This window comes from Arthrobacter sp. TJ-265, assembly GCF_058269135.1.
Genome location: NZ_JBZCND010000001.1, coordinates 689,949 through 711,161, shown reverse-complemented (window position 1 = coordinate 711,161; position 21,213 = coordinate 689,949). Strand labels below are relative to the sequence as shown.

The window sequence follows — 21,213 nt, the reverse complement described above, 5'->3', positions numbered from 1 at the left end:
ACGATGTGTGAGGCTGAAGGAGAATGTGATCACCATGGATTGGCGTAGTCGCGCGGCCTGTCTGGACAAGGACCCGGAACTGTTCTTCCCGGTCGGCAACACCGGACCGGCGCTCCTCCAGATCGAGGAAGCGAAAAGCGTCTGCCGCCGCTGCCAGGTGCAGGACACCTGCCTGCAGTGGGCCATCGAATCCGGGCAGGATGCCGGAGTGTGGGGCGGGCTGAGTGAGGACGAGCGCCGGGCGCTCAAGCGCAGGGCTGCAAGGGCCCGCCGCGCTTCATAAGGGCTCCGGACCGATTCCTCGGTCCGGCGCCGACGGTACCCTGCCCTGCGCATGTGCCGTCGATCGACGAAGGGCCGCCCAGTGGGCGGCCCTTCGTCGTCCGGGTCCCGCTGTGCGGGACCCGTCGTGAACCGGTCCGCCTAGGATCCCTGGTTGAGGCGCAGTCCCAGCTCCAGGGCGACCGACGTACCGCCGCCCGGACGCGTGCTCCACGTGATCGTCCCGTCGAGTTCGCTGGTGACCAGGGTCCTGACGATCTGCAGGCCCAGGCCTTCCGCGTGCCCGCCGACCGGCAGGCCGACGCCGTCGTCCTCGATGGTGACCCGGAGGATCTCCGCGCCGTCCTCCTCCGTCCTCCGGTTCGCCCTGAGCCACACCGTCCCGGCCCGGCCGGAGAGGCCGTGTTCGACGGCATTGGTGACGAGCTCGTTGATCACCAGGGCCAGCGGGGTCGCGAGGTCGCTCGGGAGCTCCCCGAAATCCCCGCTCCGTTCGGTCCGGACCGCCTGGGACGGTGATGCCACCTCGGCGGACAGTCGGAACTGGCGGGAGATGAGTTCGTCGAAGTCGACGCTCTGGGCGAGGCCCTGGGACAGCGTCTCGTGCACCAGCGCGATCGTGGACACGCGGCGCATGGCCTGCTCGAGGCCGAGCTTCCCCTCCTCGCTGACCATCCTGCGGGACTGCATCCGCAGCAGCGCGGCCACGGTCTGCAGGTTGTTCTTCACGCGGTGGTGGATCTCGCGGATGGTCGCGTCCTTCGACACGAGTTCCATCTCGCGGCGCCGGAGCTCCGAGACGTCCCTGCACAGGACGAGGGCCCCGAAGCGTTCCTTCTCGTCCCGTAGCGGAATGGCCCGCAGGGACAGGCTGACGCCGCGGGATTCGATCTCCGTACGCCACGGCATCCGTCCGGTCACCACCAGGGGCAGCGTCTCGTCGACCATGCGCCGGTCCTTCAGCAGGCCCGTGGTGATCTCGGCGAGCGGGCGGCCCTCGAGGGTCTCCACGTCGCCGAGGCGCCGGAAGGCCGACACCCCGTTGGGGCTCGCGTACTGGACGATGCCGTCGACGTCGAGCCTGATCAGCCCGTCCCCCACCCGGGGTGCGCCCCGGCGGGACCCCGTCGGCGTGGCGAAGTCGGGCCACAGCCCGAGCGTACCCATGCGCAGGAGGTCGTACGCGCACTGGCGGTAGGTCAGTTCGAGCCGCGAGGGCATCCTCGAACTGGACAGGTCCATGTGGGTCGTCACGACCGCGAGGGTGCGGCCGTTGCGCACCATGGGGACGGCCTCGACCCGCATCGCCATCTCGGTGGTCCAGTTGGTCTCACCCGAGCGTTCGATCTTCTGGGACGACCAGGCGACGTCGACGAGCGGATGGAGATCCGCACGGATCCGCTCCCCCACGAAGTCGCTGTGGAAGACGGTGTGCGACGTCGACGGCCGGGCATGCGCCAGTGCGACGTACCCGCCGCCCTCCAACGGGAACCACAGGGCGAGGTCGGCGAAGGCGAGGTCGGCGACCATCTGCCAGTCCCCGACCAGGAGGTGCAGCCACTCGGCGTCGCCGGGCTCGAACCCGGCGAACTCGCGGATCGGATCAGTGAAGATAGCCATGAAGTCTCTCTGTTGCTCGGGCCGGGGCGGCAGGACCGACGGCGTCGCCGGACGGGCTGCGTACGCGCCGGGAACCCGCCACGATGGGCCTGACGGACGCAGGACCTCCGGCGAGGATGCCGGGGTCCAGTCTGTCACTCCCGACCGGACGCGCCCACCGGACGCGACCGTCAGCGGACGCGCCCGCCGGCCACGGCCGTCAGCGGACGATCGAGCGGAGGAGCCGCAGCGCGACCGACAGGGACGAGATGTCGTCCTGTTCGAGCATGTTCACCTCGGCGAACATGTTGCTGGCCCGCTCGAGCTGGTCCTCGTTCTGGTCCTGCCACGCCTGCAACCGTTCCCCCGCGTCGCGGTCCTGCATGTCCTGGGACGCGCGCATGACCGCCACCGTGATGTCCGCGGCGGTGGAGTAGAGGTCGTCCCGCAACGCCGCCCGTGCGAGAGCCTGCCACCGGTCCGTCCGGGGCAGTTTCGTGATCCGCTCCAGCAGGTTGTCGACCTCGAAGCGGTCGTAGACCGCGTAGTAGACGCGGGCGATGTTCTCCACGGGCTCGTCGATCCTGCGCGTGGAGTGCGCGACGTCGAGCAGGGCGAAGGACTCGAACTGCTCGGCCCAGTGCCGGCCGAGCTCGTCGGGCAGGTGCCACTCCGCCGCCCTCGCCCGCCAGCTGCGGGCCCGCTCCAGGTCACCACCGCGCAGGTACTCGCAGAGGTGCAGACGGAACGGGGCGATCAGCGGCTTGAACGCGTCGATGCTCTGATCGACCGAGATGCCCGGCTCGACGTGGTTGACGAACCAGCGCACGGCACGATCCAGGAGCCTCCGCAGGTCGAGGTGCACGGTGCACCAGTGGTCCGTGGGGAAGTCCGCCGGCAACGCCGCGAGCGCGTCCACGGTCTCGTCCAGCGAGTAGATCTCGCGCAGGGCCACGAAGGCGCGGGCGATCACCGGCTCGGCGACGGAGGTCTCCTCCATCACCCGGAAGGCGAACGTGATCCCGCCCATGTTGATGATGTCGTTGGCGACGACGGTCGAGATGATCTCCCGGCGCAGGGGGTGGGTGTCGAGCAGGTCGTCGAACCGCTCCACGAGCTGGCGGGGGAAGTAGCGCCGCAGCGTGCCGCTGAAGTACGGGTCGTCGGCAAGGGTGCTGGCCGAGAGCACCCTGGTGAGCTCGATCTTGGCGTAGGCCGCGAGGACCGAGAGTTCCGGCGAGGTGAGGCCCTGGCCCGCGTCGATCCGCTTGCGCAGCTCCGCCGAGCTCGGCAGCGCCTCGAGGTCCCGGTCGAGATCGACCGTCTTCTCCAGCCAGTCCATCATGCGCTCGTAGCTCGGGCCCCATTCGACGACCCGCTGGCGGTCGTTGAGCAGCAGCACGTTCTGGTCGATGTTGTCCTGCAGGACCAGCCGGCCGACCTCGTCCGTCATGGACTGCAGGAATTCCGCGCGTTCCTCCGGCTGCAGGCGCCCTGCCCGCACCATCCGGTCGACGAAGATCTTGATGTTGACCTCGTGGTCCGAGCAGTCCACGCCGGCGCTGTTGTCGATGGCATCGGTGTTGAGGACGACCCCGGACTGCGCGGCCTCGATGCGTCCCCGCTGGGTCATCCCGAGGTTCCCGCCCTCGCCCACGACGCGCGCCCGCAGTTCACTGCCGTTCACACGGATCGCATCGTTGGCGCGGTCGCCGACATCGGCGTTCGTCTCGTCGGAGGCCTTCACGTAGGTCCCGATCCCGCCGTTGTAGAGCAGGTCCGCGGGGGCCCGGAGGATGGCGCGCAGGAGTTCGGGTGGACTCAGCCGCGTGACCCCGGCGTCGAGGCCCAGGGCTTCCCTCACCTGCGGCGAGACGGGGACGGACTTGGCCTGCCGCGGGTACACGCCGCCGCCGGCGCTGATGAGGGTGGTGTCGTAGTCCTCCCAGCTCGATCGGGGGAGCTCGAAGAGGCGCCGCCGCTCGGCGAAGGACGCCGCCGCGTCCGGGTCCGGGTCGAGGAAGATGTGGCGGTGGTCGAAGGCCGCCAGGAGCCGGATGTGCTCGGAGAGGAGCATCCCGTTCCCGAAGACGTCGCCACTCATGTCGCCCACGCCGACGACGGTGAAGTCGTCGGTCTGCGTGTCGACGTCGAACTCGCTGAAGTGCCGTTTCACGGACTCCCAGGCGCCGCGCGCGGTGATGCCCATCGCCTTGTGGTCGTAGCCCACCGACCCGCCGGAGGCGAAGGCGTCACCGAGCCAGAAGTCGTACTCGGCGGACAGCTCGTTGGCGATGTCCGAGAAGGACGCCGTGCCCTTGTCCGCGGCGACCACCAGGTAGGTGTCGTCGTCGTCGTGCCGGACCACGCGGGGCGGCGGTGCCACCGTCTCGGTGGTGCCGTTCGTGATGACGTTGTCGGTGATGTCGAGCAGGCCGCGGATGAAGGTGCGGTAGCTGGCCTGGCCCTCGCTGAGCCAGGCCTGACGGTCGAGCGAGGGGTCGGGCAGCTGCTTGGCGAAGAAGCCGCCCTTGGCGCCGGTCGGCACGATCACCGCGTTCTTCACGGTCTGGGCCTTGACGAGGCCGAGCACCTCGGTCCGGAAGTCCTCGCGCCGGTCCGACCAGCGCAGGCCGCCGCGGGCCACCTTGCCGAAGCGCAGGTGCACTCCCTCGACCTGCGGGGAGTAGACCCAGATCTCGAACCTGGGCCGCGGGAACGGGGCACCGTTGATGCGGGACGTGTCGAACTTCAGGCTGACGTGGCGCTTGTCCTGGAAGTAGTTGGTCCGCAGCGTCGCCTCGATGAGGTTCGCGAAGGTCCGGAGGACGCGGTCCGCGTCGAGGGTCGGGACCTGTTCCAGGCCCTCCTCGAGCGTGGTCCGGGCGGCGTCGGTCGCCGCATCGCGGTCGCCCGGGAGGTCCGGATCGAAGCGTGCGGTGAACAGCGCCACGAGGGCCCGGGTCACGGCCGGGTTGCGGAGCAGGGTGTCGGCGACGAACCCGTACGAGTTGGTGTTGCCCATCTGGCGCATGTACTTGGCGTAGGCGCGGAGGATCACGACCTGGCGCCACCCGAGTTCCTCGCGGAGTACGAGCCGGTCGAACTGATCCGACTCGCTGTCGCCCGTCACGGCCGCCCGGAAGGCGTCGCGGAGCAGTGACGCGGTGGCAAGCGGCGAGATGCCGGTCGGGAACCTCAACCCGAGGTCGTACAGGAAGAACGAGCGGTCGTCCGAGCGGGTGATCTCGAAGGGCCGCTCGTCCAGCACCTCGAGGCCGAGGTTGTGGAAGTAGGGCAGGATCTGCGTGAGACTCTTCGCCCCGGTCAGGTAGAGCTTCAGACGAGCGTCCTCGGCGTTTTGTCGCTGCGGCACGTACACGTGGAGCTGCGGAGCCCCGTCGCCGGCCTCGGCCAGCCGCTCGAACCGGGCGATGTCCTCGAGGGCATCCTCGACCTCGTAGTCGACGCGGTAGCTGGGAGGGAAGGACTCCGCCCACAGCGTCGCGAGGCGCTGCGCGGTGTCCTGCTCGAAGCGCTGCTGGGCGACCTCGACCACTCCCTCGGGCCAGGAGCGGGCCGCCCGGACGAGGCGGTCCTCGAGCTCGGCGGCGTCGATGGCGGGGATCTCGGCTCCCCGCTGCAGCCTGATCCGGAAGAACAACCGGGCGAGCGCGGACTCGCTCATCCGTGCCTCGAAGTCGATGGACTCGGCGTTGAGCGCGGTGCGCAGCTCGCCCTCGATGCGCTGCCGGACGCTGGTCGTGTAGCGGTCGCGGGGGAGGTAGACGAGCGCGGACATGAAACGGCCGTACACATCGGGCCGCAGGAAGAGCCGCGTGCGCCGTCGCTCCTGCAGGCGCAGGATCCCGAGCGCCGTGGACACCAGGTCCGCGACGTCGATCTGGAACAGCTCGTCACGCGGGTAGGTCTCGAGGATGGACAGGAGGTCCTTGCCCGAATGCGAGTCCGAGGGGAAGCCGCAGCGGCGCAGCACCTCGGCGACCTTGTCGCGGACCAGGGGCACGTTGCGCACCGAACCGGTGTAGGCGCTGGTCGCGAACAGGCCGATGAAGCGGCGCTCGCCGTCGACGTTGCCCTGGGCGTCGAAGCTCTTGATGCCGATGTAGTCCAGGTACGCGGCGCGGTGCACGGTCGATCGCGAGTTCGCCTTCGTGATCACCAGGACCCGGCGTTCGCGAGCCTTCGCGCGTCCCGCCTGGGTGAGCTGCTGCAGGTGCCTGCCGCCGCTGCCGTGCCGGAGCAGTCCGAGGCCGCTGCCCTCCCGGACGAGGAGCGCATCGGCACCGTCCTCGTCCGTCACGAGGTCGTACTCCTTGTAGCCGAGGAACGTGAAGTTGCCGTTGTCGAGCCACTGGAGGAGCTCCTGCGCCTGGCGCAGATCGGGGAGCTGCTCGGCGCCGGCGACCGACCCGAGCGATGCCTCGACGGAGCGCACCGTGCTCCGCATGGCGGGCCAGTCCTCCACCGCTGCACGCACATCGCCCAGCACCCGGTGGAGGCCGTCGATGACCGATTCCTTCGTCGCGGCGTCGGCCAGTCGCGCGACCTCCACGGAGATCCACGATTCGATGTGCGTGGTGCGTCCGTCCAGACCGACGAGCTCGCCGATGTCCGGCAGGGCCGCGGTGTCCCCACTCGATGCCCCGGCCGTCGAGGGGACACGCTTGAGTGCCGTGAGGGCGTGGGTCTCGTCCTCGCGCACCGCGAGGAAGGTGGGATGCACCACCAGCCGGATGGCAGCGTTCTGCCGGACGAGCTCGGCCGTGACCGAGTCGACGAGGAATGGCATGTCGTCGGTGACGATCATGACGACGCTCGAGGTGCCCTGATCCATGACGCCGACGGCGGCCGTTCCCGGCCCACGGGATTCGGCGAGGTCGCGGTGGGCGAACGCCCGCTGGTGGAGATCGGTGGGGAGGTACCCGACGGCGTCCTCGCGCGCGAGATGCTCGAAGTAGTGCTCTACGAAATCCTCCCGTGACGTGTCCGAGCTTGACTGATCCGTTGTCCTGGATCCAGACGACATGGGAAGGGCCTCCGTAACGAAATGAAAGGCCGCTCCGTTGCGACCTCTTACCGTGGAAGCCTAGCGGGGATACCCGGAAACTTCACGTTGCGCGGCCGCCCTCCGGGCCGGCGGCGCCGCGCCTCCCCGGCGGCGGGGACGTCGGCGAGGTCGGCGATCGCAAGCCTGAGCGGGGAGCCCGGCGCCGTCTCGAGCAGGGCCGTCCCGGCGAGCAGCGCCCGGTCCGCCGCCGCATGGTCCATGGGCAGGAAGGCGGAGATCCCGACGGTCGGCCCGAAGCGCTCCCAGGCCTCCCGCAGCTGCGTCTCCGGAGCTCGGCCCACCGCTGCCGCCCGCACCTTGTTGAACACCACGCGGGGTGTCGCCGTCGGGACGGCATCGCCGAGTTCCGCGAGCGCCTTCACCAGGCGCGGCACGCCGATGGTGTCCGCCGCACCGACCGCGACGACCGTGTCCGCGACCTCCAGGCAGCGCAGCGCGGCCCCGTTGCGGCGCGGCGCGAGCGTGTCGAAGCTGAGCTCCTCGTCGGCCTCGAGGCAGAAGCCGCAGTCGATGACGGTCACCTCCGCCAGGGAGCGTCCGGCCTCGAGGACCTTGCCGAGGGCCGCGGGCCGCAGTTCGGGCCACCGGTCCGGGCGGGTGATGCCGGTCAGCACGCGCAGGCGTCCGCCCCTCACCGCGACGCTCACCGCGATCCGGCCGAGCGCCGTGCCGTCGAAGCGCCCCTGGTCGGCGATACGGCAGGCCTGCGCGAGCCCGGCCGACTCGTCGAGCAGTCCGAGGGACGCGCCGATGCTCGCTCCGTACGTGTCGGCGTCGATCAGCAGGACCGAGCTGCCCGCCGCGGCGAGTTCCGCGGCCAGATTGAGGGCCACGGTGGTGCGCCCCGGGGCGCCCGGCGGCCCCCAGACGGCGACGATGCGCCCGGTGCCGGGCTCCGCCGCCACCTGGACGGGCTGCACCGCCGCGGCGTCCGGCAGGCCCAGCGGATCGGCATAGGCGAGGGAACCCTGCGGGCGGGCGGGATCGGCCTCGAACCGTCCCACGGCCCGGGCGACGGCCGCCGCGAGCGCTGCGGGCTCCACGGTCGCCTCGACGTACTCGACTCCGTCGACGCCAGGACTGCCGGTTCCCGGCAGGTGGTCGCAGAGCGCGACGACGACGACCCCGGTGAAACGCAGGCGGTCGACGAGGGATGCGGTGAGCTCGGCGGCACCGGGCGCGATGATCACCGCACGCGCGAGGCCGCTCTGGCACGCGGCGACGAGCTCGGTGAGTTCCGCGCAGCGACGCACGACGGTCACGGGCCCGCGCAGCTGTTCCAGCCCGGGCACGTAGGCACTCGCCTCCGCTCCGAGGGTGATGACCGGGATGCTCACGAACCGGCCCCCGGGTTCAGGACGACGGCGATCCGGGCCTCGTTCGACAGCGCGCCCAGCAGTTCGGGCATCGCGTCGTCCCCCACGAGGACCTGGACGAGCGTGGAGGAACTCGCTCCGAGGGCGGACTCCCCGACCGTCAGCTCCGCCACCTCCGCGGCTTCGAGGAGCAGCCGCGGTTCCTCGTAGGAATTCGTGTCGCTCCGGAGGGAGACCCAGACGTCCACCCTGTCCCCCGCCGCGGTTCCGCTCGGCAGCGGGTCCTCGACCGTGAGCCCGACCGGCTTGCGATCGAGCGCGTCGGCACTGCCGATCGCGGCAGCGGGGACGAGTTCTCCCTGCGTGACGAGCCGTGTGGCCACCGCCCCGTCGGGAATGCCCCCGGCGACGGGCAGGTAGGCGCCGGACGAGTCGCCCAGACGGACCGGCACGGCCACCAGGTCCTCCTCCGTCAGCTTCGATCCCACCGCGATGTCCTCGCGGGCGGAGTAGACCTGCGTCGTCGTGTTCTGGCTGTCCAGGAGCGCGATCACCCCGGCGGTGGACGTGAGGACCAGGAGGAGTCCGATCAGCAGCCTCGGATCCCTCCAGGACGGCTTCCGCAGCCGTGGAGCCTCGCCCGGCAATTGCACGGCACGCGCGTCGGTACTCACTGTCGTCCCCCACTCGACCGGTGGGGCCCTGATCGGGCCCCACTCCCCGCAAGTCATTGTTGTGCACGACAGTCCCCAAGGGAACCGGTGGACCATACCCGGGGTCGACGTGTGGAGAACTACGGCGATCGCGCTCAGCGGTGGCAGACTGGATGCACACCCCGAACGAGAAGGGAAGGCGGATCCGTGGTCGAGCGGCGTTTCCTCACCCTCGCCGACGTGGGCGAGGTGCTCAACATCAGTTCCTCCCAGACGTACGCCCTCGTACGATCGGGGGAGCTGCCGGCGATCCAGGTCGGCGGCCGGGGTCAGTGGCGCGTCGAGACGCGGGTCCTCGAGGAGTACATCGCCAGAGCGTACGAGAAGACGGCGTCAGCGCTGAGGAGCGATGCCGGGAGCGTCCCGCCGGCCTGATCGCTCCCGTGAGGCCCCGCTGGTTGCGGGACGGACGGCGTCGTGATCAGTCCGCCGTTGCGACCGCATCGACGGCGTCGATGGATGCGAAAGGGACCGTCAGGACCTCCCTCCCCTGCGCGGGGTGCCTGTCGCGGTCCGGCCCGGCGGTCCCGACGTCGATGAAGTCGGCACCGACCCTGTGGATGATCCCCGTGTATCCGGCCGAGGGCGACACGGTCCAGAGCGTCACCTGCGCCCGGTCGCGGGACAGTCCCCGCAGGGCCGAGCCCAGTCCCAGTCGGGCGCCGACACCCGACAGCGGCTGGCCGGCGCCGCGTCCCATCCCCCGGAGCAGGTGCAGGGACGCCAGCGGCACGATCACGGACCGGCCCTCCACCGCGACGGCGATCCACTCCGACCCCACGTTCGTGAGGGTTCCCTCGAGCGTCCGGCCGCCGCGCGTGGAGATCCCGAGCGGTCGGCCCGTCTGGCCGAGCAGCCTCCGCGCGAGGGTCAGCCGCGACTGCTCCGAGCGTGTGCGCTCCCTGATCTCACTCTCCTGGACGGTGTCCGCCATGGCCTGGAGCTGCGACTCGAGGTCGTCGAAGAGGGCATCCCAGCGCATCCGCCCAACCTAGGACCACTCGGGTCCGGCGTCAATCGGAACTATCCACAGTTCAATTCTCCGAGTATGGACAAACTGCATCAAACTCCATCAAACTAAGTCACTTGATGAGGAGCGATGCCATGCGGACGTCGGACACAATCCAGGCCGGGATGATCCTCGGGTGCGGGATCGCCTGCTCAGGGGCAGGGGCCGTCCTGCTCGTCGGCGGGCCGGCGCCAGGCGGACCGGACCTGGAGGGCGTCCTCGGCGCGGCACTCTCGGGGATCGGACTCGCCGTCGTCGGCGTGTGGGTCCTCCTGTTCGTCGTGGCGGTGCTCGCGGAACTGCTGAAGCGACGCGGCCCGTCCGCGATGGCGGCTCTCGCCTCCCGGTGCGCCCCCGCGATGATGCGACGCCTCGCCGCCGCACTCCTCGGCGCCAACCTCCTCGCCGTCCCGGCCGTGGCGCCCGCCGCCGCGGGCGGATCGGAGCATGTCCTGACGGCGACCGCCGCCCGCTCATCCGCCCAGGCCGCCCACGGCGGCTTGTCCCCGGTCGATGCAGGGCCGGCGGACCGGGTGCCCCCCATGGGATCGTCCGACGCAGGCCGGCAGAACCCACGGCACGGGGCGGAGCCACCCGCACCCGCTACGCCTTCGGGGTCTCCCGACGCCGCGCCCGCGCCCGTGTCACCGGCGTGGGAACCGCTGCCGATGCAGGTGGATGGCGGGCCACTGCTGCGCGGGGAGAGCCGCACCGTCGTCGGCGGGGAGGAGGTCGTCGTCGCGCCGGGTGATTCCCTGTGGTCGATCGTCGCCGCCCGGCTCGGACCGCTGGCGACCGCCTCGGACATCGCCGAGGCATGGCCCCTCTGGTACGCCACCAACCGCGCCGTCGTCGGGGACGATCCGTCGCTCCTCCTCCCGGGCACGGTCCTGCAGGCGCCCACCGGATCGTGATCCGGTGACCGAACCACCAGCCAGTCCACGAAGGGAACCAGCATGAACGCCGTCACCCACCTCCGTCCCGCCGCTCCCCGGCTCGCCGAGGCGAGCGGGGCACCGCGGCCCCTGCTCGCGGCCCCTCCCCGTCCAGCCGACGCGCGGGCCACGATGATTCCGCTCAGGTCACCGGCGGAACCGGTCAGCGGGCCCGGGTCCACCCCCGGACCGCTGCGGGACGAGGACGCCGCCGGCCGTGCTGGGCCGGAGGTCGAGTATCGGATCGCCGGGATCGCCCGGTCCGTCTGCCAGGGCGCACTCGAGGTGCTGGGCGGATCACGCCCCCTGCAGCAGATGGCCCGCTGGCTCGACGCCGAGAACTACGAACGACTCCAGTTGCGCGCCAACCTGGTGCGCTGCATCGACGCTCGTCCGCCCGGTCGCAGCGCGGCTGTCCCGGAAAGCACCCACCGGTGCGTCGTGGTCCGATCCGCCCGCGTCTGCCCCGTGAGCCCGGGCGTGTACGAGGCCGCGGTGGTCGCCTTCGACCGCAAACGCGTCCGCGCCGTCGCTCTTCGGATAGAGCAACGGCGCGGAGCGTGGCGGGTCACCGCCCTCGAGATCGGCTGACTACCTCTTCTTGTTCTTCCTGCCGCCCGACGGCGCGGCCTGCGCCCGGTTCCGCTCCACGTGCACCTCGGCCTCGCCCTGCGCGTTGGGCGCGATGAAGTTGAGTGTGGCAGGCTTGGCCGGCGCTTCGAGGCCGGCGGCCTTGATCGTCGGCGCCTGGACCACGCCGCGGCCGTCCGTGACTCCCGGGAGACCGGTCTGGACCGGAGCGGAAACCTCCACCTCGAGGTTGAACAGGTAGCCGATGCTCTCCTCGCGGATCGACTCCATCATCGCCTGGAAGAGGATGAAACCCTCGCGCTGGTACTCGACCAGCGGATCCCTCTGCGCCATCGCGCGGAGGCCGATGCCCTCCTTGAGGTAATCCATCTCGTAGAGGTGTTCCTGCCACTTCCGCCCGATGACCGAGAGCACCACGCGACGCTCCAGTTCGCGCACCGTCTGCTCCCCGAGGGACTCCTCGCGGGCCTGGTAGGCCAGCTTCGCGTCGGAGAGGATCTCGTCGTGCAGGAAGTCGCGGGTGAGCTTCGACTTCCCGCCCGCCTCCTCGATGACCTCGTCGGCCGTCAGGGTGATCGGGTACAGCGTCCTGAGGTTCGTCCACAGCATGTCGTAGTCCCAGTCGTCGCCGTGGCCCTGCGCCGTCGCCTCGTCGACCATCGCCGTGATGACGTCCTCCAGGAAGAACTGCACTTTCTCCTTGAGGTCGTCGCCCTCGAGGATCCTCCGGCGGTCGCCGTAGATCGCCTCGCGCTGGCGGTTGAGCACGTCGTCGTACTTCAGGACGTTCTTGCGCTGCTCGGCGTTGCGCCCTTCGACCTGACCCTGGGCGCTCTCGATCGCCTTCGACACCATCTTCGACTCCAGCGCGACGTCGTCGGGCATGGTCGCGCTGTTCATGATCCGCTCGGCGCCGCCCGAGTTGAACAGGCGCATGAGGTCGTCGGTCAGGGACAGGTAGAAACGGGACCGTCCGGGATCGCCCTGGCGGCCGGAGCGGCCGCGCAGCTGGTTGTCGATGCGCCGCGACTCGTGGCGCTCCGTCCCGAGCACGTACAGGCCGCCGATGTCACGGACCTCCTCCTGCTCCGCCCTGACCGCTTCCTTGGCGGCCTCGAGGGCCTCGGGCCACCGGGTCTCGTACTCCTCCGGGTTGTCCGCCGGGTCGAGCCCCATCTTCTCGAGCGCCGCGACGGCGTTGAACTCCGCGTTGCCGCCGAGCATGATGTCGGTGCCACGACCTGCCATGTTGGTGGCGACGGTGACGGCGCCCTTGCGGCCGGCCTGCGCGATGATCGCGGCTTCCCGTGCGTGGTTCTTCGCGTTCAGGACCTCGTGGCGGACGCCCGCCTTCGCGAGCTGCTTCGACAGGTACTCGCTCTTCTCGACACTCGTCGTGCCGACGAGGACGGGCTGCCCCGTCTCGTGGCGCTCCACGATGTCCTTGACGACGGCGTCGAACTTCGCGACCTCGTTCTTGTAGATGAGGTCGGAGAGGTCCTTGCGCGCCATCTCCCTGTTCGTGGGGATCGGGACGACGCCGAGCTTGTAGGTCGACATGAACTCGGCGGCCTCCGTCTCGGCGGTGCCCGTCATGCCCGAGAGCTTGTCGTAGAGGCGGAAGTAGTTCTGCAGCGTGACGGTGGCGAGGGTCTGGTTCTCCGCCTTGATCTCCACGCCCTCCTTCGCCTCGATCGCCTGGTGCATGCCCTCGTTGTAGCGCCGACCGGCGAGGATGCGTCCCGTGTGCTCGTCGACGATCATGACCTCGCCGTTGAGGACCACGTAGTCCTTGTCCCGCTTGAAGAGTTCCTTGGCCTTGATGGCGTTGTTCAGGAATCCGATGAGCGGCGTGTTGGCCGACTCGTACAGGTTGGAGATGCCGAGGTAGTCCTCGACCTTCTCGATGCCGTCCTCGAGGACGCCCACCGTGCGCTTCTTCTCGTCCACCTCGTAGTCGGCGTCGACCGTGAGCTTCTGGACGACCTTCGCGAACTCGTTGTACCAGCGGTTCACGTCACCCGATGCCTGGCCGCTGATGATGAGCGGGGTACGCGCCTCGTCGATGAGGATCGAGTCGACCTCGTCCACGATCGCGAAGCTGTGGCCGCGCTGCACGAGCTCCGCGGCGCTCCAGGCCATGTTGTCGCGCAGGTAGTCGAAGCCGAACTCGTTGTTCGTGCCGTACGTGATGTCCGCGGCGTACTGCTCGCGGCGTGTCGCGGGGTCCTGCTTCGAGAGGATGCAGCCGCTCGTCAGCCCGAGGAACCGGTAGACGCGGCCCATCAGGTCCGACTGGTACTCGGCCAGGTAGTCGTTGACGGTGACGACGTGCACGCCCTTGCCGCTCAGGGCGTTGAGGTAGGCGGGCGCGGTGGCGACGAGGGTCTTGCCCTCGCCGGTCTTCATCTCGGCGATGTTCCCCAGGTGGAGGGCTGCGCCGCCCATCAGCTGGACGTCGAAGTGGCGCAGGCCGAGCGTGCGGCTCGACGCCTCACGGACGGCGGCGAAGGCCTCGGGAAGGAGGTCGTCGAGGGTCGCGCCGTCGGCGAGGCGCTTCTTCAGCCGGTCGGTCTCCCCGCGCAGCTCTGCGTCGGACATCTCGCGGAATTCGTCCTCGAGGACGTTGATCGCGTCAGCGTAGTTCCGGAGTCGCTTCAGTGTCTTCTTATCGCCGGTGCGTAGAACTCGTTCAAGAAGTGATGGCACTGGTATTTGCTCCCAATCTGATGCTGCCCAAAGATGGCGTCTCTAGTCTACGGGAGAGACGTTCGGCCCCCCGGTTCAGTTCCCCTGCGGCACGCCGCAGCGACTCGGAACTGCGTGTCCGCTCACAGTAGCCTGCCGACCTGCCCGGACAGCGCGGATGCCAGGTCGCCACGGTCCTCGACGACGACGTCGTCGAGCTCCAGCCACCGCGCCAGCAGGCGCAGCTCGTCGGCGAGGTGGACCGCGGTGTCGGCGGGAGCGCCGGGCTGCGCATGACCGGCGCGCACCAGCAACCGCCCGGACGCGCGGTCCGCCTTGAGATCCACCCGCGCGACGAAGGAGTCGCGCAGCAGGAAGGGCAGCACGTAGTACCCGTGGGTGCGCCGTGCGGCGGGCGTGTAGATCCCGATGCGGTAGTGGAAGTCGAAGAGCCGGTGGAGCCGGTCCCGCTCGAAGACCAGCGAGTCGAAGGGACTGAGGAGCGCCCTCCCCCGTGCCTGGCGCGGGCGGGCCGCCGCGGGGTGCAGGTACCACGGCTCCACCCCTGCGTCGACGGTCACGATCTCCAGCGCCCCGGCGCCCACCAGGGCATCGAGGACGGATCGCGTCTCCCGGACGGGGGTGCGGAAGTAGTCCGCGACGGACCGCGCGGACGCGACGCCGAGCGCTCCCGCGGCCCGCTCGGCCAGCACCGCGAGGGACTCCGTCCGGTCCGGGGAGGCGACGGCGAGGGCGGCGTCGGGCAGCACGCGCGCGATGGGGGCGTACAGGCGTTCGAACTGGTCCGTCCGCCCGGCGGAGCCGATCTCGCCGCGGGCGAAGAGATCCTCGAGCACGCGCTTCGCGGCGGTCCACCGCCACCCCCAACCGTCGGCGGGGCGTGCGTCGTCCCCGCCGAGCAGCCGCTGGACGCTCGACCCGGTGAGCGGCGTCCCCCTGCCGAGGAGATCGAGGACCGCGGATTCGAGGGACTCGCGCTGGGCGGCAGGGACGCTGTCCGCCCCCATCCACGTCCGGCGTTGCCATGCCTTCAGGTGGGGGAACAGCTCGGGGGGCACGAGGCTCGCCTCATGGGCCCAGTATTCGACGAGCCTGCGCGGGGAGCGGGAGTGGAGGGCATCGAGCCCGGCGCGGTCGTACGAGCCGAGGCGCGAGAACAGGGGCAGGTAATGGGATCGGGTGAGGACGTTCACCGAATCGATCTGGATGACCTGCAGTCGCCGTGCGGCGGCCGCGACGGCGCGCGGGGACGAAGGCTTCTCGAGGCGTGGGCGATGCAGTCCCTGGGCGGCGAGGGCGATCCGCCGTGCCTGGGCGAGGGTGAGGTTCGGCATGGGCTCCTGCACGGAACTGCCTCCGCGCTGGGCGCGGAGGCAGTTCCGTGGACGTCGGTGAAGAACACGGCCGGCAGGGGCGGGCCGTGGTGGTGACCTCTAGGCGGAGGCGGCCTCCCTGGCACGGTAGGCCAGGAGCTCCTCGGTCCCTTCGGCGCCGTTCGAGTCGAGGGTGATGACTCCGTAGGTCCATGCCTGGCGCCGGTACACCACGGAGGGGGCCCCGGTTGCGGAGTCGACGAACAGGTAGAAGTCATGCCCGACGAGTTCCATGCTGTCGACGGCGTCGTCCAGGGTCATGGGGACGCCGGAGAAGACCTTGCGGCGGATCAGGACCGGTGAGTCACCCGCGGGCACGTCGTCCGGCGAGGCGTAGGCGTCGGCGTCGTCCGGCTGCGGGGCGGGCTCCTGGGGTGTCGAGGCGCTGGCCGCCGCCTCGAGGTAGAGGGGCTGCGCAGGATCGGCGGGTTCGAGATCGGCCGTGGCGACGCGGACGGCCACCGGGGTGTGGCGGCCGTGGTGGACCTTGCGACGGTCCCGGGCGCGGCGCAGGCGCTCGAGGAGTTTCCCGTAGGCCAGGTCGAAGGCTGCGAACTTGTCGGCCGCTGACGCTTCCGCCCGGACGACCGGGCCCCTGCAGATCACCGTCAGCTCGACGGTGAGAGAGGTATCCGCCATGCGGGCACTGGGCTCCTTGGTGATCTTCGCATCGACGCGCTGTACCTTGTCGCCGAGTTGCTCTATCTTGTCGATCTTCTCCGTCGCGTACTCACGGAAACGGTCCGATACCGCCAGGTTCCGACCATTGATCACGAATTCCATGGTGCCCTCCACATCACTTGGTGATACGACGGCGGCCGAGGCGTATCCGCAGAGCCGCCACCGACGGGTACGTATCGTCACTGTGTTGTACCCGTACTTCACGGTAGTTCACCCCCCTCCTTTATTCATCCCTCGCCACTCCGAAAGTTCCGGTACTTCGCCCGGGCCGGCCTGTGCAGTGTCGCGGCCGTCCGCTCACCCGGTGCCCGTCCCGGCCGCCGTGCCGAGGCGGGCACCGGCGGGCGAGGACGTGGCAGCGATGACGACGCCGCCCAGCACCCGCGCCCCGCCGCCCCGGAGGACGCGGTGCAGCTCGCCGATCGTCGCCCCGGTGGTGAGGACGTCGTCGACGATGATGCAGTCGCGGTCCGCGAGCAGCGCCCGCGCGTGCCTGCCGGCGCGCATGGACCGCAGGACGTTGGCGCGGCGCCGACGACGTCCCAGACCCTTCTGCCCGCCGCCCGGCCCGGACAGCGCGGCCAGACCGTCCCGAAGGACACCTTCGACCCCTCCCCGCATCAGGGCGCCGCTCAGGCGTGCCGCCGGCGACACCTGGCGGGCCCCCGCGACGAGCCTCGTACCGGCCGGGAGCCCGCCTCTCCGCTCCAGGCGGGACAGCAGCAGCATGAGCGGGTCATAGCCGCGCCGCCGTTGCGACGAGGCACGGCCGGGCACCGGGACGAGCAGGACCTGACGTGCCGGTCCCGGGCCGTCCGGGGACCGGCACAGGTGCGTCACGGCCTCGTGCAGCGCACCGGCCAGGGCCGCTTCCACCGGCGCCGCGAGGTCCACGTGCCCGTGATTCTTGTAGGCGAGCAGGACACCCGACACGGCGCGTCCGTAGCGCCCGGCGGCGACGACGGGGAGCGGGCCGTAGGCGTCGGTGCGGTCGCCGGATCCGGCCGCCCCGGCCGCGTCGAGGGCGACGTCGGGCAGGGATTCCGCTCCTGCTTCCGCACGGAACGGCCGCGAGGTCGCACGCCGGAAGACCGCGCTGCATCCCGGGCAGAGGGACGTGTCCCACTGGCCGCAGATCACGCAGGACGACGGCAGGACGATCGCCGCGAAGGCGGTGAGCGCATCCGCCGCACGCCGGTAGGACCGCCCGAGGAGGATCCGGTCCAGGACGGACGAGGGGTCGAGGATGTTCATCCCCGCAGTCCATAGGAAGGGACGCGCACGCGGGGCCGGGCAGCCCCTATGTGGATGTCCCTACCCCGGGAAGGCCGGGTCCGTCACGGCGACCTGCTCGTCCACCCAGCTGCCGCCGATGCGCCGGTACAGGGTGGAGCCGGCCTCGGCGTAGAACGTGTCCTCCGCGTCGGAGCCCGCGCTGAGGCCGAGGACCCCGTCGAGCGCCGCCATCGACTCGCGCTCGCCGTCGAGGCGCAGGATCACCGGGGTGGCCTCCTCGCCCGCCCCGACGGACGATGCGACGATCACGCTCTGGCCGGCCCACGTCGCCGTGTCGATCGACCCGTCCGTCGGCAGCGTGAGCGGCGTCGTGAGCGTCTGCGGAGCACCCTCGGTGGAGCGCGTGATGCCCGCCAGCAGGACTTCGCCCTCCCCACCGCGATCCGTGACGATCAGTGCGCGCGATCCGTCGCGGGCGATGCGGAGTTCCCTGACGCTCCGGTCGCCCAGCCAGCCGGCGGCGAGGACCGCGGCATTCGCCTCCGTGCCGCCCGGCGGGACGGCGAGCACCTCGCTCCGACCCTCGACCGAGCGGGTGGTCCAGATCCAGTTGTCGGGATCGAACGAGGGCTTGGTGAGCGCACTGCCCCGGAGGACGGGGCGCGCCTCGCTGCCCGGCGCCGTGACGTAGAGGGTCTCCCGATCGGGGTCGAGGAAGGAGTAGGCGCTGCCCGAGACGGAGGTGGCAGGGTCCCGCGGTTCGAGTGATCCCACGGATTCCAGTCCCTCGATCTCGGTGACGGCACCGTTGCGGACCCGCACCAGCTCACCCTGCGCGACCGCCACCTGCTCGCCGCCGACGTCGGGCGTCAGATCCGGCTTCACGAGCTCAGGCGCCGGCGGTCCCAGCTCGATGGGCTGGTCGCTGGTCATCTCCACTGTGGTGACGTCGTTCAGGTCGAGCAGATTGACCTGGAGCTGCTGGTTCATCTGCTGCAGCCTGAGGTTGGTCGCGTTCTCGAGGATCTCCGGCGAGAGTTCGACCGACGCCGTACCGGAGGTGATCGGCACCGAATCACGGGCGAGCGTCACACCCTCGGGAAAGGCGCTGGTGACCGACCCCTGCAGGTAGGGCGCAGGACCTGCGAGCATCGCGCTGACGATCCGCGCGGTCACCCCCGTGCGCCGGACGAACCAGCGGGCATCGGGCACCCAGTAGCGGTAGTTGCTGCTGTAGAAGTACAGGCTGTGCGAGATCAGGAGGTCGCGGGCGCTGCTCTGGGCGAGCATGATGCCGTCCGGGATCTCGTCGATCCGCCATTCGCCGTCGAGCTGGACCATCCGCACGCCCAGGGTCTCCGTCGCGGGGACGACCGTGTTGGTGCGCACCCCGCGGGCATCGACGGTCCCCGCGGTCTCGAGCTGGATCTGGTAGACGCCCTCGGCCTCGCGCTTCTCGACGCGCGGATCCGACCGGAACAGGACGATCCGCTCCTCGGGCTGCCACGTCGCGCGAAGGTCCGGGCTCAGGAACTGCCGTGCCACGCTGTAGCCGTCACTCGCGCCCGTCCCCGCGGTGATGAAGTCGCGGAGGATCTGCTCGGGCGTCGCTCCGGGCGCGGGGCCCTCGGGGTCGAACACCGGCGCGACGGCGTCCGGTTCGCCGTCGGACGCCTCGATCACCCCCACCGGCCCCGTGGTCGGAATGGCCGAGCACCCCGTGAGGACGAGGAGACAGGCGAGGAGCAGCACGGCGAGCCGGGCGCCACAGGCGCGGACCTCGGCGCGAGCGCGGGTGTGGTGCCCCTGCCGGACTGCCATGGCGTGATCTCCCACTACTCTCCCTCGCTCCGTCCGAGTGTGCGTTCCGGCTCGCGTCCGCCGACCGGCGGCAGGGTCGGCGGCGGCAGGGCCAGCGGAGAGGACGTCAGCTCGGTCCCCTGGGTCCGGGGCAGCGTCAGGCGGAAGCACGCTCCCTCCCCCGGCCTGCCCCAAGCCTCGAGCCAGGCGTTGTGCAGGTGGGCGTCCTCCATGGCGATCGAGAGTCCGAGTCCGCTGCCCCCTGTCGTACGGGCCCGGGCGGGGTCGGCCCGCCAGAAGCGGTCGAACGCACGCGAGGCCTGCAGCGTCGTCATGCCGATGCCGTGGTCCCGGACCGCGACGGCGACCGCCTCGGGACTGGACGCGATGTGGATCTCCATGGGCTTCGCCTCACCGTGCTCGAGGGCGTTGACGATCAGGTTGCGCAGGATGCGGTCGATCCGGCGCGCGTCCGCATCCACGATGCACCGCGTCTCCTGCGACACGATCGTGACGTCCGATCCGAGGCGCTCCGCCAGGGGTCCCGCCCCCTCGATCGCGTGCTGGACGAGCTGGACGATGTCGACCGATTCCGCCTCGAGGACGGCGGCGCCGGCGTCGAACCGGGAGATCTCGAGCAGGTCCGCGAGCAGCGCCTGGAACCGCTCCACCTGGTCGAACAGGATCTCGGCGGACCGCTTGTTGACCGGGTTGAACTCCGCGCGCGCGTCGTGCAGGACCTCCGCGGCCATCCGGACCGTGGTGAGCGGTGTGCGCAGCTCGTGGGAGACGTCGGACACGAAACGCTGCTGCATCTGCGACAACTGGGCCAGCTGTGTGATCTGGTCCTGCAGGCTCCCGGCCATATGGTTGAAGGAGACGCCGAGCCTGGCCACCTCGTCCTCCCCGCTGACCTCCATGCGCTCCTGCAGCTGCCCCGCGGCGAGCTTCTCGGACACGGACGCCGCATGACTCACCGGCCGGACGACGCTCCGCGTCACGTACCAGGCGATCGCGCCGATGACGAGCAGGAGCAGGACGCCGGCCAGCCACAGCACCCGGTGGATGTCGTCGAGGGTGGACTGCATGGCCGACAGGTCGTAGTAGACGTACAGCGCGTACGAGGCCTGGTCCGGGGGGAGCTGCACCTGGGTCCCGAACGCGATCCCGGGCGCGTCGGTCGCACCGCTCTCGGTGACCGGGATCTGCATGGGGGCCCAGTGGATGTCGGGGCCGTCCGCGACGGCCTCCTGGAGGTCCTGCGGGAGCATGCCGGCCGTCACGCCGTTCTGGCTGACGGTCGTCGGGATGAGGACGTCGCCCGAGATCGGTACCAGGATCGCATGCCGGGGCGCGTCGGTGTCCAGGCTGACGAGTGCCTCGACGGAGTCCAGGACGAGGCGGCTGGTGGTGTCCCTGTCGGTCGCCGAGGACTCCTTGAAGACCGCCTTCGACCGGGTCAGCTCCTCGGTGGCCTCGGCGCTGAACTGGTCGAAGCGCTGGTCGTAAAGGGCGCCGGCGATCTGGTTGGAGAGGAACCCGCCGACGGCGACGAAGGAGACCGAGGTGAGCAGCATCGTGGCGACGACGGTCCTGAACTGGAGGGAACGCCGCCAGCGCTGCGCCACCGACTGCAGCATCGAGTGGCCGCGGACCGATGCGGTGTGCAGCCGAGCGGCGACGGGACCGGGCTCGCGGGGCTTCCCGTCCCCGGACGGGGTGTCCCCCGCCGTAGCCACGTCGGTGCCGCCGGGGTCCGCGGCGCCTGCGGCGGCGTCCGCGGCGCCTGCGGCGGGAGCTGCACGCACCGCCGTCGCGGGAGTCACGGGGCCGGCCCCGGGGACGGAGCCGCCCGGAGCGGGCCCTGGGGCCCGGGT

Annotated in this window: 15 protein-coding genes; 4 read left to right on the top strand and 11 right to left on the bottom strand. The window is 70.6% G+C overall.

Features of this window, described 5'->3' with window-relative positions; genetic code table 11:
* The first annotated feature begins 34 nt into the window (after positions 1-34).
* A complete protein-coding gene (locus AC4D2E_RS03375; protein WP_055769355.1) occupies positions 35-283 on the top strand; it encodes a WhiB family transcriptional regulator in 249 nt (82 codons plus the stop codon).
* Positions 284-423: 140 nt separating this feature from the next.
* Here the strand turns inward: AC4D2E_RS03375 and AC4D2E_RS03370 are convergent, their stop codons facing one another.
* The 4 genes from AC4D2E_RS03370 to AC4D2E_RS03355 all read right to left on the bottom strand — a co-directional run bounded on the left by AC4D2E_RS03370 (position 424) and on the right by AC4D2E_RS03355 (position 8,963).
* On the bottom strand, positions 424-1,902 hold the full coding sequence (locus AC4D2E_RS03370) for a sensor histidine kinase (RefSeq protein WP_490951650.1): 1,479 nt from the start codon (positions 1,900-1,902) through the stop codon (positions 424-426).
* Between the two features lie 199 nt (positions 1,903-2,101).
* Complete coding sequence (locus AC4D2E_RS03365) at positions 2,102-6,931, bottom strand: NAD-glutamate dehydrogenase (RefSeq protein WP_490951649.1); 4,830 nt, start codon at positions 6,929-6,931, stop codon at positions 2,102-2,104.
* 47 nt (positions 6,932-6,978) lie between these two features.
* Entirely contained in the window at positions 6,979-8,310 is a 1,332-nt protein-coding gene (locus tag AC4D2E_RS03360) for a CpaE/TadZ family protein (RefSeq protein WP_490951648.1), read from the bottom strand.
* The gene (locus AC4D2E_RS03355) at positions 8,307-8,963 is read right to left on the bottom strand and encodes a hypothetical protein (RefSeq protein WP_490951647.1); all 657 of its coding nucleotides are present in this window, start codon (positions 8,961-8,963) and stop codon (positions 8,307-8,309) included. Before AC4D2E_RS03355 ends, AC4D2E_RS03360 begins: the two co-directional genes overlap by 4 nt.
* Before the next feature lie 186 nt (positions 8,964-9,149).
* On the opposite strand from AC4D2E_RS03355, the gene AC4D2E_RS03350 reads away from it, so the two are divergent.
* A complete protein-coding gene (locus AC4D2E_RS03350) occupies positions 9,150-9,377 on the top strand; it encodes a helix-turn-helix domain-containing protein (protein ID WP_104165888.1) in 228 nt (75 codons plus the stop codon).
* Between the two features lie 46 nt (positions 9,378-9,423).
* On the opposite strand, the gene AC4D2E_RS03345 is transcribed toward AC4D2E_RS03350, so the two are convergent.
* A complete protein-coding gene (locus AC4D2E_RS03345) occupies positions 9,424-9,984 on the bottom strand; it encodes a hypothetical protein (protein ID WP_490951646.1) in 561 nt (186 codons plus the stop codon).
* A 122-nt stretch (positions 9,985-10,106) separates the two neighbouring features.
* On the opposite strand from AC4D2E_RS03345, the gene AC4D2E_RS03340 reads away from it, so the two are divergent.
* The gene (locus AC4D2E_RS03340; protein ID WP_490951645.1) at positions 10,107-10,925 is read left to right on the top strand and encodes a LysM peptidoglycan-binding domain-containing protein; all 819 of its coding nucleotides are present in this window, start codon (positions 10,107-10,109) and stop codon (positions 10,923-10,925) included.
* Positions 10,926-10,967: 42 nt separating this feature from the next.
* Positions 10,968-11,537, top strand: coding sequence for an Rv3235 family protein (locus AC4D2E_RS03335; RefSeq protein WP_104165895.1), 570 nt, complete (start codon positions 10,968-10,970; stop codon positions 11,535-11,537).
* Here the strand turns inward: AC4D2E_RS03335 and secA are convergent, their stop codons facing one another.
* From secA to mtrB, 6 genes are all read right to left on the bottom strand, one after another.
* Positions 11,538-14,246, bottom strand: coding sequence for a preprotein translocase subunit SecA (secA, locus tag AC4D2E_RS03330; RefSeq protein ID WP_490951644.1), 2,709 nt, complete (start codon positions 14,244-14,246; stop codon positions 11,538-11,540). It abuts the gene before it with no gap.
* Positions 14,247-14,368: 122 nt separating this feature from the next.
* The gene (locus AC4D2E_RS03325; protein ID WP_490909729.1) at positions 14,369-15,580 is read right to left on the bottom strand and encodes a winged helix-turn-helix domain-containing protein; all 1,212 of its coding nucleotides are present in this window, start codon (positions 15,578-15,580) and stop codon (positions 14,369-14,371) included.
* 99 nt (positions 15,581-15,679) lie between these two features.
* Complete coding sequence (gene hpf / locus AC4D2E_RS03320; RefSeq protein WP_104165900.1) at positions 15,680-16,402, bottom strand: ribosome hibernation-promoting factor, HPF/YfiA family; 723 nt, start codon at positions 16,400-16,402, stop codon at positions 15,680-15,682.
* 195 nt (positions 16,403-16,597) lie between these two features.
* Positions 16,598-17,554 (bottom strand): ComF family protein, encoded by a 957-nt coding sequence (locus AC4D2E_RS03315; RefSeq protein ID WP_490951643.1) that lies wholly within the window; start codon positions 17,552-17,554, stop codon positions 16,598-16,600.
* A 60-nt stretch (positions 17,555-17,614) separates the two neighbouring features.
* Positions 17,615-19,357 carry an LpqB family beta-propeller domain-containing protein gene (locus AC4D2E_RS03310; protein ID WP_490951642.1) on the bottom strand — a complete coding sequence of 581 codons (1,743 nt, stop codon included), beginning with the start codon at positions 19,355-19,357 and terminating at the stop codon, positions 17,615-17,617.
* Positions 19,358-19,371: 14 nt separating this feature from the next.
* Entirely contained in the window at positions 19,372-21,162 is a 1,791-nt protein-coding gene (gene mtrB, locus AC4D2E_RS03305) for an MtrAB system histidine kinase MtrB (RefSeq protein WP_490951641.1), read from the bottom strand.
* Between the last annotated feature and the right edge of the window lie 51 nt (positions 21,163-21,213).

Bases quoted from the DNA above. Each gene is read 5' to 3' on its own strand.
- hpf (WP_104165900.1), bottom strand. From the start codon at position 16,402: ATGGAATTCGTGATCAATGGTCGGAACCTGGCGGTATCGGACCGTTTC.
- AC4D2E_RS03325 (WP_490909729.1), bottom strand. From the start codon at position 15,580: ATGCCGAACCTCACCCTCGCCCAGGCACGGCGGATCGCCCTCGCCGCC.
- AC4D2E_RS03335 (WP_104165895.1), top strand. From the start codon at position 10,968: ATGAACGCCGTCACCCACCTCCGTCCCGCCGCTCCCCGGCTCGCCGAG.
- AC4D2E_RS03365 (WP_490951649.1), bottom strand. From the start codon at position 6,931: ATGTCGTCTGGATCCAGGACAACGGATCAGTCAAGCTCGGACACGTCA.
- AC4D2E_RS03315 (WP_490951643.1), bottom strand. From the start codon at position 17,554: ATGAACATCCTCGACCCCTCGTCCGTCCTGGACCGGATCCTCCTCGGG.
- AC4D2E_RS03340 (WP_490951645.1), top strand. From the start codon at position 10,107: ATGCGGACGTCGGACACAATCCAGGCCGGGATGATCCTCGGGTGCGGG.
- AC4D2E_RS03345 (WP_490951646.1), bottom strand. From the start codon at position 9,984: ATGCGCTGGGATGCCCTCTTCGACGACCTCGAGTCGCAGCTCCAGGCC.
- AC4D2E_RS03375 (WP_055769355.1), top strand. From the start codon at position 35: ATGGATTGGCGTAGTCGCGCGGCCTGTCTGGACAAGGACCCGGAACTG.
- AC4D2E_RS03310 (WP_490951642.1), bottom strand. From the start codon at position 19,357: ATGGCAGTCCGGCAGGGGCACCACACCCGCGCTCGCGCCGAGGTCCGC.
- AC4D2E_RS03370 (WP_490951650.1), bottom strand. From the start codon at position 1,902: ATGGCTATCTTCACTGATCCGATCCGCGAGTTCGCCGGGTTCGAGCCC.